Source organism: Desulfamplus magnetovallimortis, assembly GCF_900170035.1.
GTDB classification, from domain to species: domain Bacteria; phylum Desulfobacterota; class Desulfobacteria; order Desulfobacterales; family Desulfobacteraceae; genus Desulfamplus; species Desulfamplus magnetovallimortis.
The window spans coordinates 95,534-108,541 of the sequence record NZ_LT828548.1; the positions used below are offsets into that span (position 1 = coordinate 95,534).

The window sequence follows — 13,008 nt, forward strand, 5'->3', positions numbered from 1 at the left end:
AACAGCGGATGAATCATGTCAGACTTTACGGTAAAAAGATGAAATCTTACAAAAAGAATCCATATATATATCAAATGCTATTAAGGAATAGATGCTCTGGTTGCATCAGGAATATACATCAGAAAAGTGTAAGTTGTTTTTTGGGTGATATTAAAGATGCCATTTGGGGGGATGATATTAAGGAGATCATTTGCTTTGTCTCTTTAGCTGTATTTATTGTCTCTGCTTCACTCTCTTTTATGTCAAAGTCCGTTTATGCAATGGAAAATGATTTGACAGCACAATGCATTGAGGAGCTTGAAGGCGGCATCATTAACTGGACAACCGGTGTAGTTACGGTTGCTATCCCTCTAAACTCAGATTCTTCCGAAAAAAAAGATGCCCTGGCTTCCGATACTTCTCATGACTTTTCATCAACATCTTTGCAGCAAGGCTCTTTGGGCAATATCTCAACAGGTTCGTTAGGAACTGTTTTTTCGGGAGAGAGTTTTGATTCAAATTCTTTTTTTGGTGGTACACTGGAACCTCTATCTGTAAGAGAGCTTGATAAGATACCGGAGAATGCATTGTCAGCGGCACGTCAAAGGATAATTCAGGTTTTTGAAAAGATTGCCTCTGATTACAGAGTATGGGTTTCAGAAAATGGTTATTCCATTAATATGTTGAGAGCAGAAATAGAGAAAAAAGCTTTGAATGCAGTAAACTCTGGCGCTCGTAAATTTTTTGCCGGAGATGGTGCAGGTCTTATCTTTAAAGCAGATATTTACGGTGATTTTCTTCAGTTTCTTCTTCCACCGGAACTTCAGAAAATTCCGGAAATTGAGGTTATTGATCCAGCAAATCAATACAGTATAGGGAAAATGCATACAGGTATGGTTGTTGATGCACGAGATATTGGGTTTAAGCCCGTCCTATACCCTTTGATTGTGAGTGAGCATGGGGCGGAAATTTATGGCTCAATGTTTGCCAGCAGAGAGTATGCGGTTGAAAAAGGACTTTGTACTTATGCATACCTGCCTGATCCATCCATGATTATGAGAAGGGCAGGTGACAACCCTGTTGTCATAAAGGCTTTAAGAAAGGATGGAGATAAGGGGAATACTATTATTATACCTGTTGCTGATGCAGAAAAAATTGTAAAAATGCCAGAGCGCCATTTGTTCATGAAAGCCTGCAAGGTTATCATTCTGATATCAAAAACAAAAATTTGATGTTGTTTTAATGGCATGTTTCATTTCCCTCTTTACACATTCAAGGTTGGGCGTCCTTCATATCGCATCAAAAATACTTTACACTTTTTTGAGAAAGAATCCTTAAACATAAGGTTGCTTCCCCGGAGAGTGTAAAACGGTAAATGAAGCATGCCCAAGATTGATACGACTTTTTCAAAGCCTTGACATCTGAAAAGTCTCAAAATCGACACTTTATTGCTTTTTGAGCAGTTATTGAATTTGTCTGAATCAGGATAACCAGGATGAAAAGGATGCTCAGGATAAATAATCCTGCCTTATCTTGTTAATCTTGGACATCCTGATTCAGACAATGTTGACAAGGCTCAAAAGATCATAGGTGTCGATTTTGATGAAAAGTGTAAAGTACTCTGGAAAAAGCCAATAGAGACAAGGCTCTCATTGTCTCTATATCTACTTTTCAAGGATGATATTATCAATCAGCCGTGCTTTTCCAACATGCACTGCAAGTGCAAGAAGTGTTTTGCCTTCAATTATATCAATTTCATCCAGGGTTTCAGGGTTGCAGATGCTTATATAGTCAATTTTTGTATGGTCAAAAGATTCGATAAACTTTTTTATTTTTGATTTTATGGTTGCTGCGCTTTTCTCTCCTGATTTAACATCACTTTCTGCCATTAGCCTTGATCTGGAAAGAGACAGAGCCGATTCCCGCTCTTCAGGTTTCAAATATGCATTCCTTGAACTCATGGCAAGCCCGTCGCTCTCTCTTACAATGGGTGCCCCCACAATGTTGATGTTAAAGTCAAGGTCTTTATTAAGCTGTTTTATTATCTGCAACTGCTGATAATCTTTGCTGCCAAATACAGCTGTGTCAGGTCTTACTATATTAAATAATTTTGTTACAACTGTGGTAACGCCTCTGAAGTGTTCCGGTCTTGAAAGACCGCAAAGATGAGCAGGCAGATGTTCAAGTGATACATAGGATTGGTAGCCCGCAGGGTAAATGTCACTTTTGTCAGGAAGAAAAATTGCCTGTGCTCCGTGCTTTTTTGCCAGCTCAAGATCTCTTTCAATATTCGTGGGATAGGCATCAAGGTCTTCATTGGCACCAAACTGGGTTGGATTGACAAATATGCTCACAGCAAGGGTGGAACAGAGGCTTTTGCCAATATCCATCAAGGAGAGATGCCCCTCATGGAGAAATCCCATTGTTGGTACAAAAGCTATAGTTTTTCCTTCTGTATGCATGGCATCTGACCATGATCTCATATCTTTGGAGGTTTTAATTATTTTCATTGTTACCTTCTTTTTTACCATGACAATGACTATTATTTTTATATTTGGGGGTGATTGATACGCAATTAATCATGGCCGTTTACAGTTTCTCTTGAGCCTTTATTTATTGCTGTGATTGGCTCTTAAGCTCACATTACTTAGGACTCGGTTTTTATTTACTGACACAGTGGGATGGAAATATCAATAGGAATATTGAGTTTTTTTATCTCATCAGTCATAAGTTCTTGCGGTGACTCTCCGCCATAGTATTATCAAAGCAATCTTTGATTTTTTGAGATTTTTGCGAGATTATCAAGAGCTATTCATTGAAATTGATGAAGCTGCAAAAAGTCTGATGTTGTGAATTTTTAAGTTGTAAATGTAAAATTTAATGCAATTGGGTTTAATTAACTTACCCAAACTCCCCCTCCCAAGTCTGTAAAATATGGCTGGGGGCGAGGTGAATGGGCAAGTTGTTAAAAATCAATTCCAATGTTCCTGTAAACAGGAGCATAAAGAGTGAAAGGTGAAGTATGAATTTATTTGTTCCTACAAGAGATGATGCCATGATGCTTCTTAAAGAGTATAATAAAAGTGATAGTTTGATACGTCACGCCCTTGCTGTGGAGGGGGTCATGGGTTATTTTGCGGAAAAATTTGGTGAGGATAAGCAGATGTGGCAGGTAGTTGGACTTGTCCATGATCTTGATTATGAGCGTTATCCTGATGAACATTGTAAAAAAAGCCGTGAAATACTTGAAGAAAAAGGGTGGCCTGAAATATATATAAGAGCTGTTGTCAGCCATGGATGGGGGATCTGTTCGGATGTAAAGCCCGAATCCATGTTGGAAAAGACACTTTATGCCGTTGATGAACTGACAGGACTTATTGCAAGTACAGCACTTGTCAGGCCATCAAGAAGCGTTATGGACTTGAAGGCAAAATCAGTCAATAAAAAATGGAAAGATAAAAGTTTTGCAGCAGGTGTTGATCGCACTATTATTGAAAAGGGTGCTTTGATGCTTAATATGGAAAGAAATGAGCTTATAACAGATACCATTATGGGAATGAGAAGTGTTGCCGAGGCAATTGGATTAAAATGAATCTTGACACCGGAACAATAATGAATTAGAATTTTATGTTTATTATGGTAGAGGGAATAATTGTTGTTATTAGTAATTTTTATCTTTAAAATCAAGTAATTATAAGGAATTATTGGCTATGAAAAGAACATTTCAGCCCAGCAGACTTAAACGAGCAAGGAACCACGGTTTTCTTAAAAGAATGTCAACCGCTGCGGGAAGACGTATTGTTAACAACAGAAGAGCAAAAGGCAGAAAAAAACTGACAGCCTGATAACCAGGAAGGTAACACAGCTTGGGCGACCACTCATTTCCCAAAAAGGAACGTATCCTTAAAAGAGGTGACTTCCTGAAATTATCCAGATTGGGTAAAAAGATACAGACCCGTTTTTTCATAGGTATCCTGCTTGACCAGGGAAATGAAAATAACAGGATCGGTATAACTGTATCAAAAAAAGTGGGTAATGCTGTGGTTAGAAACAGGATTAAACGGATTATCAGAGAGTATTACAGAACCAGAAAATCGTCCATCCCCGGAAAAAGGGATATCAATATAATAGCGAGAAAGTACACATCTTCCCTGTCCAGTTCACAGATGTTTGGTGAGCTGGACAAGTTGTTTAGAAAGGGTGTTGAATTTTAATGTTCAAAGAGCTGCTTTTAATCACTATCAGGTTGTATCAATATATTATTTCACCCGTTATAGGTCCTGCCTGTCGATTTTATCCATCATGTTCTGAATATGCCTTTGAAGCTGTTAAAAAATATGGTTCGTTTAAAGGCTCATATCTTGCTGTAAAGCGAATTTTGAAATGTCATCCGTTTCATCCTGGAGGTTTTGATCCTGTTCCTTGACTCTTAACATCAAAAAAATCAGCATATAGGCTGTTTTAATTGCTGTTGTCTGAACAGGTGACAGGAATTTGGGCACACTTCACTTTATTTCAAAAGTAATTTAATCTTTTTTGATGGAGGTGCCCGAAAAATGATAAAATTATTTCAAAAAGTGTAAATAACATTTTTAAAAAAAATATGGATTTTGGGAGATAAGATGGAAGAGCAGAAACGGTTATTTATTGCCATTATTCTTTCTGTGGTAGTTATTGCGGGATGGAATTTGTTGTTTGTGGATCCTGTAAGCATCAATCAACAACCTGTGGTTGATGGCAATTCTGTGGCTGAAAATAGAGTTGGTGAGTCTCAAAGTCCCTCAATAGAGGATTTTCAACCGGAGAATGGTTCCTCTGCCTATACTAATAGCACTGCGGGAGCTGCACAGCAGAATCTTTCATCGGAACCTGAAATATTCAGAACTCTTACCATATCAACACCGCTTTATAATGCTGTGGTTTCTGAAAAAAGAGCAGCAGTAACCAGTATGACACTTAAAGGATTTAGAGAGGGGGTGGAGGAAGATTCTCCCTTGAAACAGATGGTTACTTCCGGGCTTCCTTCAGGCCTTTTTGCTTTTGATATGGAAGGGAAAAGCCTTCCTGGTCTTGACAGGGCGGTCTTTAAAGCAGACAGAGATACTGAATCCCTGACAATAAGCGATGGCGAGAGTCGGATATCTTTTTCATGGCGTTCTCCACATGGCATTGTTGTCGAAAAAATATACACTTTTTCAGCATCTTCATACATGATAGGTATGGAGTTGATTGTGAAAAACGGTTCAACCATGCCTTTGAAAGATTCTTTGGAAATAGTTCTTCCATTTGCCTTGAGCAAGGATGCATCATCTCTTGCACGTTTTGGCTCATATGGTCCGGCAGTTTATCTCAATGGTGCACTTGAAGAGATAAAACCGGATGACATAGAAGAGAAAAATAACTTTCAGGGTATTGTTGAGTGGGTTGGCAATGCAGATAGATATTTTATCTCAACCCTTCTTCCGGTTACCCCTGTTCAATCTTCCATAAAGCTTGTAAAGAGAGAATCTCTTGTATTGACAAGTTATATCCAATCCATGGATCGACTTGATCCCGGCAAGCAGGTAGCCTTTTCATTTAACTGCTACATGGGACCAAAAAGCCTTAAAGTGCTCAGTTCCTACGATAACAGTTTAAAAAAATCCATTAACTTTGGGTGGTTTGATGTACTTGCAAAGCCCTGCCTGATTGCAATGAACTTGATTCATGATTTTATACCCAACTATGGCATTGCCATTATTATTCTTACAATATTGATTAAATTGCTGTTCTGGCCGCTTGGTACAAAAAGTTACAAGTCCATGAATGACATGAGAAAATTAACGCCCCTCATGACAGAAATTCGTGAAAAGTATAAAGACGACAAACAGAAGATGAACCAGGAGGTAATGTCTCTTTACAAAACCTATAAAGTTAACCCCATGAGCGGTTGCCTTCCCATGCTTGTACAGATGCCCATTTTTTTTGCACTCTACAGGATGCTGTACCAGGCAATAGAGTTGAGACATGCTCCTTTCATGGGTTGGATCAATGATCTTTCCGCTCCTGATCGTCTTTTTGATTTTGCTGTTTCCATCCCTTTTATGCAGCCACCTTATGGTATTCCTGTTTTGACTCTGATAATGGGAGCAACCATGTTTCTGCAGCAGAAAATGACTCCTACAACAGGAGATCCAACCCAGGCTAAAATGATGATGTTCATGCCTCTGTTTATGACATTTATCTTTATCAATTTTCCTGCAGGGCTTGTGCTCTACTGGCTTGTCAACAACGTTCTCTCCATAGGCCAGCAGTATTACATTCAAAAGAAATTTTCGTAAATCGTGGAGGTATAATGAAACAGACCCAGGAATTTGATGGCAAAAATATTGATCATGCTGTTGAAAAAGCCTGCTCAACCTTAAATGTTTCAAAAAAAAATCTTGTATATGATGTTATTTCAACCGGATCCACAGGTATTTTTGGTATTGTTGGAGTTAAAAAGGCCAGAATAAGGGTGACATTACCGGAAAAGAGTGATGCCGCTTCTCGGGAAGGTTCTATAGATACTGATATGACTGGCGTTATGTCCATTGTGGATGAAGCTTTTGGTAAACAGGATGATAACGCCCCAGGCAATGGAGAAGATAAGAAAAAAAATGTAAAAAAAGACGTAAAACAATCCCGAAACAAGCTCTCCGGAGAGAATGGCGTACAAGGCGATGTAAAAAAGACGACAAGTTTTCACAAAAAGTCACCTCGTAATAAAGGTGTGGTTCATGGTAAAAAAAGTGAACATACAAAGGCTGCTTCAGGAGTTTCTGAACAGACACCTTCTGATGGAAGAAAAAATGAGTATAAAAAAGGTGGCTGGAAAAAGGGAGAATATAAAAAGAGCACCACTGATGCAGTTGATAATAAGAAGAATGATGAGCAAAGTTCAGCCACAAGTGATGTTCAGGTCGGTAAAAATGATGATTTGAAAAAGGACTCAGGAATATCAGATGCTGGCATAACAGATGACGCAAAACAGGGTGTTCAGAAATCAGGCCCTGCAAAACATGGAAAATACAGCAGAAAAAACCGACCTCGCAGAAAGGTCAATAGCTCAAGGTTTGCCGGACCTGGAAAAAATGCAGGGGATTCTAATTTGTCAGACTCAGACAAGTCATCATCATTGTCAAAGTCCGAAGATAATAATTCTCAATACCTGGAAAGTGGAGACAAACTTAATGAAGGTAAAAAGTCTGATGTGGAAAAAGCACAGCCTTCATTTGATGATAATAAACCACTTGCCATTGAAAAAAGTGACTCTGATTCCCTGTCGGAAGAGAAAAACTTTGAGAATAATTTTCATAAGGATTACTTTCCCGAAGATAGTAATGTGGAAAGTGATGATTCAGAAGATGGTGAGCTTCTGCCTGAAGATAATAATTTACAGGGAAATAAGAGATCTTATTCTGGTAAAAAATTTATAAATGAGGATCTGCTGGAACCATTTGATGACCGTGATGAGGGGTACCCCCCAAAATACAAAGGAGAAATTCCTGTTGATGTGTCAGAGGAGGCTGTTCGTGTTGGCAGGGAAACCCTTCAGAAAATGGTATCCATGATAACAGATGAAGCAATAGTTGTGGCGGAAACCGATGAAGACAGGCTTCTTTTGAGAGTTGAAGGTGGAAATTCAGGAGTCCTTATAGGCAGGAGAGGCCAGACCCTTGAGGCAATGCAATATATTACAGACAAAATTATCAATCGTTTCAGCCAATCAAGGGTTCGCCTTAAAGTTGATATTGAAGGCTATATGGAGACACGCAAGGCAAACCTACAGAGCCTTGCATACAAGATGGCTGACAAAGCCAGAAAGACTGGCAAGCCTGCCACAATCAACCAGATGACAGCACAGGATAGAAGAATTGTACATCTTGCCCTGAAGGATGACTACAGAGTGAGAACCCAGAGTATGGGAGAGGGATACTACAGGCGTCTTGTGATATTTCCCAAGAAGGGAAGCTGGAAACGGAGAAAGAGCTTTAGAAAATAACAAGATGTCAAGTGATACTATTGCTGCCATTGCAACCCCGCCAGGCAGTGGTGGGGGAATTGGGATAATAAGAGTCTCCGGGCCTGAAGCAGTAGCTATGGTTTCTGCTCTCTTTTCCAGAAGAGCAAAATGCCCTGATCTGCCTGTTTGCGACCATTTGTATGACTCTGATGAAGCAGCGCAATTGTTAAAATCTGCTGCAAAAAACAAACAACCAGATCTGCAACATGCTTTGCCTCAATTATCACCCTCTTTTTGTTTTGAGTCACACAGGGCTGTGCATGGCTATATTTTTAATCCTGAAACATTAATGATTATTGATGAAGTCATTGTTTTGCCGATGCTGGCTCCCCGTTCTTATACTGCCGAGGATGTTGTGGAGATACAGGCCCATTGCGGACATGTTGTGCTTCAGGCAATTTTAAATCTTCTGTTTTCCATGGGTGTTCGTCCGGCAGAGCCTGGAGAATTTACCAAAAGAGCCTTTTTGAATGGCCGTATTGACCTGAGCCAGGCAGAGGCTGTTATGGATATAATTAATGCCCGATCTGTCAAGGCTTTAAAAATTGCAGTTTCACAGGGACTTGGGCATCTAAGAGAAGAGATTGCGGCGGCACGGAATCTTCTTGTATCACTTTTAACCCAGATTGAAGCTGCCATTGATTTTCCTGATGAAGCAGGGGAACTTATTCCTGAGGATGCATCGGCACTGGTGGGAAAAACCATTGATACCTGTGTAAGTGCCATTGAAAAGTATGAAAATGCAGGATTTTTAAGGGAGGGTATAAAGCTTGCCATTTGTGGCCCTCCCAATGTGGGAAAATCAAGCATAATGAACAGGCTTCTTGAGAAAGAGTGTTCCATTGTGACAGAAATTCCTGGCACAACAAGGGATCTTATTGAAGATCACCTGAATATCAATGGTATCCCTTTTGTTATTTCAGACACAGCAGGAATGCATACAACAGATGATCCTGTGGAAAAAATAGGAATTGAGAAGGCCAGAAAGAATATAAGGGAATCGGATATTGTTCTTTTTGTCCATGAGGCTGGAACCTCTTTCTCAATTGAGGATATTAATGGAATTATTCCAAGTGATAAAAAAATCATTATTGTCTGTAATAAGAAAGACAATGAACCATTGCAGGGGGATTTATTATTAGATAATGAAGATTTCAAAGGCTCTTCTCTCCCTGTTGTGGCAACTTCTGCTCTTTACAACAGAGGAATTGACAACCTGAGAAAAAAAATTGTTGATGTTGCCCTTGGTGGTATGGAGCTCTCTTCATCTGTTGTTCCAAATACAAGGCATATGCACTCCCTTAAAAGCGCATTGGAGTCCCTTGAGTATGCACACAGGAGTTTGTGTTCTGGCTTTTTTGATGAGGAGACTCTGGCTATAGATATTAGAAACGGAATAGATGCTCTTGGAGAGATAACAGGAGATAGTGCCGGAGTTGATATTCTGGAGCAGATTTTCAGCAGATTCTGCATAGGTAAATAACGGCCATGACAGATAACTCTGCAACCACAGAATTTACCTGTTTAAACGATAGGTAAATAACGGCCATGACAGATAACTGCCTCAACGAAGCATGAAAGTCTTTTATAAGAAAGTCCCCGTATTTTAAGACTCATGAGGACTTTCATACTTCGTTGTGGCAGGTGACTCTGCGCTGGCCGTTATATATAAATATGTTATGGAGACTCTCTAATAAAAGTGTTATGGAACTCATAAAACAATCTACCCAACTTGAAGGCCACAATGTCCTATATCATTAACGCCTTGTTTTTGCAGTTGGGTTTTTTTTATGTATTCCTTAATGCCAAAATAAAGGATAGAAATAGACCCATGAATTTTGAGCCTCATTTTAAAAAATATGAAGAGTTGGTTGTAACCGTAGATGCAATATTTGATAAGGTCAAGTCAGAGTATCCCAAAGAGGTATTTTGCAGGGAGAAATGCAGTGACTGCTGTTATGCAATTTTTGATATCCCCATTATTGAAGCTGTTTACCTTAATCAAAAATTTAATGAGCACTTTTCAGGAGTTGAAAAGAGAGAGCTGATTGACATTGCTGCAAAAGTTGACCGGTCTCTTTTTAAGATGAAACGTGATGCCCATAAAGAAGCCCAGGATGGCAAAGATCAAATACAGATAGTTGCAAAGATGTCAATGGAGCGGGTCAGATGCCCACTGCTTGGAAAAAATGATCTTTGCCTGCTATACAAGTATCGTCCCTTGACGTGCCGTGTTTATGGCATTCCCACAGCAACAGCAGGAGAAAGCCATATTTGTGGCAGAACCAACTTTAAGCAGGGAGAGCAGTATCCCACCCTTAATATGGACTCACTTTATTCAAAATTGCAGCTTATCTCTGCTGAAATGACCGCTGATTTAAAGGCCACCAATATAAAAGTATGTGAAATGCTCATTCCTGTTTCAATGGCATTGATCACTGATTTCAATGAAGCTTTTTTTGGGATAGAGTAGAGTTCTCAAAATCAGTTTTTTACAGTTTTGTCAGGGTTTGGAGATTGCAAGAGATGGAAGAGTTTACTCAAGAACAGATAGAGGCAAGAAAAAAAGCTATTTTTGACGCCATGGGTAAAAGGGGTCAGAGGCAGATCATGAAGATAGGGTATGACAAGTGGGACCCTATTCAGAATCCAAAGGATCCCATTGATATCAGAAGGGATAAAACCAAACGAACCAGTCAGTCACTGATTCGTGAGTTCCTGCAGCAGACCTCCCATGACAAAAATTCCAATGCCTATGCACAGGGTGCCCTTGAGATGTGCCTTGGAATTATTAATGACGATGAAAAGGTCAGGGGTATGTTTGAGTTTGCCCAGTGGTATAAAGCGCTTCTTAAAGAAGAGGGGTTTGATTCATTTTAGGAATTGGGCTTAAATAACTTTGAGTGTATCCTTTTTAAAATATCCAGCGTAAATTGTTGCTACGAATCATCTCCACCTGCCCCTCTTCATGACTTAAGATGCGAAGTTCGGCATCTTTCATTTGTAAGTTTACATTTTCCTGAACACAATGCCGGTTTTTCTGGTAGCCTGTTCTGGAAAGTGTAAATACTTTCTGCATGATATGAAGGATGCCCGAAATACGGGGAAAATAATTAACCTCCATTACTTGATGGGTAAATAATCCATTTTTGTATTTTATTTTTATTTAAAATGCAAAAATGGATTTTGTTTTTGTAGGTCTTTTTTTTAAATGCATCTCTATTTGTTTGCGTTTTAAAATGATAACTATTTAATATAACAGTTGATATTTATATTTCTTTTTTGAATTGCCATAGGGTGGCATTCTCTTTGCTTTTCAGCATTGCAGATTTTAATTTTTTTAATCATAAAAACAGAGGCCATTCAGGAATCAGTTTATTGGAAAGTCTTTATAGCAGACTGACATATAAAGACTTTCATGCATCGTTGTGGCAGATGGATCTGCCATGGCCGTTTATATGAAAGTCTCGATAACAGACTGTTTTTAAAACGACTTTCATTTTTTCGATTGCGGCGGTGATTCGCCATGTACGTTATAAATCTAATTCCTGAGATCACTTCATCTAAAAAAAACTGCAAGGAGATAATTTAAAGCAATGAAAGCCATTAAATTCACAAACATTTTCAAGGTCATTTTTTCAATAGTTGTGCTGCTTCTTTCCCTATTTAATGTCTTGCCTGCTTTTGCAGGTGATGAGCCAACTATCAACTCAGGTGATACAGCCTGGATAATTGTTGCAACCGCCCTTGTCATGGTTATGACACCTGCGGGTCTTGCTTTATTTTACGGTGGAATGTCAAGGTACAAAAATCTGCTTAACACTTTTGCCATGACTTTTATGGCTTACTGTATCGGCAGCATAGTATGGGTCTTGTGGGGATATACACTTGCTTTTGGCCCTGATGTTGCCGGTGTTGTAGGTGGCTTTGATTATTTTATGCTCTCAGGTATAACTCCGGCCGAAATATCAGGTACCATTCCAACACTTGTTTTTGTTCTTTTTCAGATGACATTTGCCTGTATCACTGGTGCCCTTGTACTGGGTTCTGTGGTGGATCGAATCAAATTCTCTTCATGGCTTGTTTTCATGGTTCTATGGATAACGCTGGTCTATTGCCCTGTGGCACACTGGGTGTGGGGTGGCGGATGGATGCATGCAATGGGTGCCCTTGATTTTGCAGGTGGTAATGTTGTGCACATCAATGCCGGAATTGCAGGCCTTGTTCTTGCCATGGTACTTGGCAAACGGGTGGGGTATGGAACAGAAGCCATGTTTCCTTCCAGTATAACATTGACAGCTCTTGGTGCCGCTCTTCTGTGGTTTGGCTGGTTTGGTTTTAATGCAGGAAGCCAGCTTGCAGCGGATGGTGTTGCAGCATCGGCATTTCTTGTTACAAACACAGCAGCAGCAGCCGGTGCAATATCATGGATGGCTGTTGAGTGGGTAAGAACTCAAAGACCTACACTACTTGGCATTGCATCCGGTGTTGTGGCGGGTCTTGTTGCGATAACACCGGCAGCCGGTTTTGTAAATCTGCCATCTTCCATTGCCATTGGAGCAGTATCTGGTATCATAGGTTTTTTCAGTGTGGCAGTGCTTAAGAAAAAAATGGGATATGATGACTCACTTGATGCCTTTGGAGTACATGGTGTTTGTGGTGTATGGGGTGCAATAGCAACAGGTATTTTTGCTGACCCATCAATAACAGAAGGGGTTTCCGGAGCTTTATACGGCAATGTCGGACAGGTATGGATACAATTGGTGTCAGTTATTGCAACGGCAGCTTACAGCGCTGTTGCCACTCTGATTGTTATTTTTATAACAAAAGCTGTAACATCAGGACTTAGGGTAGATAAAGATGACGAAGTGTCAGGTCTTGACAGCTCCATTCATGGTGAGAGAGCCTTTGAAATTTTTTAAATAGATGTCTTAAATAGAGGCAACGGAAGAGATCTTTACCGCAACAAAGCATGAAGTCGTTTA

At 39.7% G+C, this 13,008-nt stretch carries 13 protein-coding genes; 11 read left to right on the forward strand and 2 right to left on the reverse strand.

The features are described 5' to 3' along the window. The first annotated feature begins 140 nt into the window (after nt 1-140). Nucleotides 141-1,211 (forward strand): hypothetical protein, encoded by a 1,071-nt coding sequence (locus MTBBW1_RS15415; protein ID WP_080804661.1) that lies wholly within the window; start codon nt 141-143, stop codon nt 1,209-1,211. 432 nt (nt 1,212-1,643) lie between these two features. On the opposite strand, the gene panC is transcribed toward MTBBW1_RS15415, so the two are convergent. After that, nucleotides 1,644-2,489: a pantoate--beta-alanine ligase gene (gene panC, locus MTBBW1_RS15420; protein WP_080804662.1), complete on the reverse strand. Its 846-nt coding sequence runs from the start codon at nt 2,487-2,489 to the stop codon at nt 1,644-1,646. 512 nt (nt 2,490-3,001) lie between these two features. Here panC and MTBBW1_RS15425 point away from each other — a divergent pair. From MTBBW1_RS15425 to MTBBW1_RS15465, 9 genes are all read left to right on the forward strand, one after another. Next, on the forward strand, nt 3,002-3,571 hold the full coding sequence (locus tag MTBBW1_RS15425) for an HDIG domain-containing metalloprotein (protein WP_080804663.1): 570 nt from the start codon (nt 3,002-3,004) through the stop codon (nt 3,569-3,571). Between the two features lie 118 nt (nt 3,572-3,689). Then, nucleotides 3,690-3,824 carry a 50S ribosomal protein L34 gene (gene rpmH / locus MTBBW1_RS15430; RefSeq protein ID WP_080804664.1) on the forward strand — a complete coding sequence of 45 codons (135 nt, stop codon included), beginning with the start codon at nt 3,690-3,692 and terminating at the stop codon, nt 3,822-3,824. A gap of 21 nt (nt 3,825-3,845) precedes the next feature. Next, nucleotides 3,846-4,193, forward strand: coding sequence for a ribonuclease P protein component (rnpA, locus tag MTBBW1_RS15435; RefSeq protein ID WP_080804665.1), 348 nt, complete (start codon nt 3,846-3,848; stop codon nt 4,191-4,193). Then, entirely contained in the window at nt 4,193-4,405 is a 213-nt protein-coding gene (gene yidD, locus MTBBW1_RS15440; protein WP_080804666.1) for a membrane protein insertion efficiency factor YidD, read from the forward strand. The genes rnpA and yidD overlap by 1 nt, the downstream gene beginning before the upstream one ends. A gap of 196 nt (nt 4,406-4,601) precedes the next feature. Then, nucleotides 4,602-6,299 carry a membrane protein insertase YidC gene (yidC, locus tag MTBBW1_RS15445; protein ID WP_080804667.1) on the forward strand — a complete coding sequence of 566 codons (1,698 nt, stop codon included), beginning with the start codon at nt 4,602-4,604 and terminating at the stop codon, nt 6,297-6,299. 14 nt (nt 6,300-6,313) lie between these two features. Beyond that, nucleotides 6,314-8,002, forward strand: a complete 1,689-nt coding sequence (locus MTBBW1_RS29625; protein ID WP_245809421.1) for a Jag family protein — start codon at nt 6,314-6,316, stop codon at nt 8,000-8,002. Nucleotides 8,003-8,006: 4 nt separating this feature from the next. After that, on the forward strand, nt 8,007-9,506 hold the full coding sequence (gene mnmE / locus MTBBW1_RS15455; RefSeq protein WP_080804668.1) for a tRNA uridine-5-carboxymethylaminomethyl(34) synthesis GTPase MnmE: 1,500 nt from the start codon (nt 8,007-8,009) through the stop codon (nt 9,504-9,506). A 348-nt stretch (nt 9,507-9,854) separates the two neighbouring features. Beyond that, nucleotides 9,855-10,496: a YkgJ family cysteine cluster protein gene (locus tag MTBBW1_RS15460; RefSeq protein ID WP_080804768.1), complete on the forward strand. Its 642-nt coding sequence runs from the start codon at nt 9,855-9,857 to the stop codon at nt 10,494-10,496. A gap of 53 nt (nt 10,497-10,549) precedes the next feature. Further along, nucleotides 10,550-10,903 carry a hypothetical protein gene (locus tag MTBBW1_RS15465; protein ID WP_080804669.1) on the forward strand — a complete coding sequence of 118 codons (354 nt, stop codon included), beginning with the start codon at nt 10,550-10,552 and terminating at the stop codon, nt 10,901-10,903. 34 nt (nt 10,904-10,937) lie between these two features. On the opposite strand, the gene MTBBW1_RS28435 is transcribed toward MTBBW1_RS15465, so the two are convergent. Beyond that, nucleotides 10,938-11,102: a hypothetical protein gene (locus MTBBW1_RS28435; RefSeq protein ID WP_186441357.1), complete on the reverse strand. Its 165-nt coding sequence runs from the start codon at nt 11,100-11,102 to the stop codon at nt 10,938-10,940. Between the two features lie 517 nt (nt 11,103-11,619). On the opposite strand from MTBBW1_RS28435, the gene MTBBW1_RS15475 reads away from it, so the two are divergent. Next, nucleotides 11,620-12,945, forward strand: coding sequence for an ammonium transporter (locus tag MTBBW1_RS15475; protein WP_080804671.1), 1,326 nt, complete (start codon nt 11,620-11,622; stop codon nt 12,943-12,945). Nucleotides 12,946-13,008 lie beyond the last annotated feature (63 nt).

Excerpts from the sequence above, each read along its gene's own strand:
- panC (WP_080804662.1), bottom strand. The coding sequence starts at position 2,489 with ATGAAAATAATTAAAACCTCCAAAGATATGAGATCATGGTCAGATGCC.
- MTBBW1_RS15425 (WP_080804663.1), top strand. The coding sequence starts at position 3,002 with ATGAATTTATTTGTTCCTACAAGAGATGATGCCATGATGCTTCTTAAA.
- rpmH (WP_080804664.1), top strand. The coding sequence starts at position 3,690 with ATGAAAAGAACATTTCAGCCCAGCAGACTTAAACGAGCAAGGAACCAC.
- yidD (WP_080804666.1), top strand. The coding sequence starts at position 4,193 with ATGTTCAAAGAGCTGCTTTTAATCACTATCAGGTTGTATCAATATATT.
- yidC (WP_080804667.1), top strand. The coding sequence starts at position 4,602 with ATGGAAGAGCAGAAACGGTTATTTATTGCCATTATTCTTTCTGTGGTA.
- MTBBW1_RS29625 (WP_245809421.1), top strand. The coding sequence starts at position 6,314 with ATGAAACAGACCCAGGAATTTGATGGCAAAAATATTGATCATGCTGTT.
- mnmE (WP_080804668.1), top strand. The coding sequence starts at position 8,007 with ATGTCAAGTGATACTATTGCTGCCATTGCAACCCCGCCAGGCAGTGGT.
- MTBBW1_RS15460 (WP_080804768.1), top strand. The coding sequence starts at position 9,855 with ATGAATTTTGAGCCTCATTTTAAAAAATATGAAGAGTTGGTTGTAACC.
- MTBBW1_RS15465 (WP_080804669.1), top strand. The coding sequence starts at position 10,550 with ATGGAAGAGTTTACTCAAGAACAGATAGAGGCAAGAAAAAAAGCTATT.
- MTBBW1_RS28435 (WP_186441357.1), bottom strand. The coding sequence starts at position 11,102 with ATGCAGAAAGTATTTACACTTTCCAGAACAGGCTACCAGAAAAACCGG.
- MTBBW1_RS15475 (WP_080804671.1), top strand. The coding sequence starts at position 11,620 with ATGAAAGCCATTAAATTCACAAACATTTTCAAGGTCATTTTTTCAATA.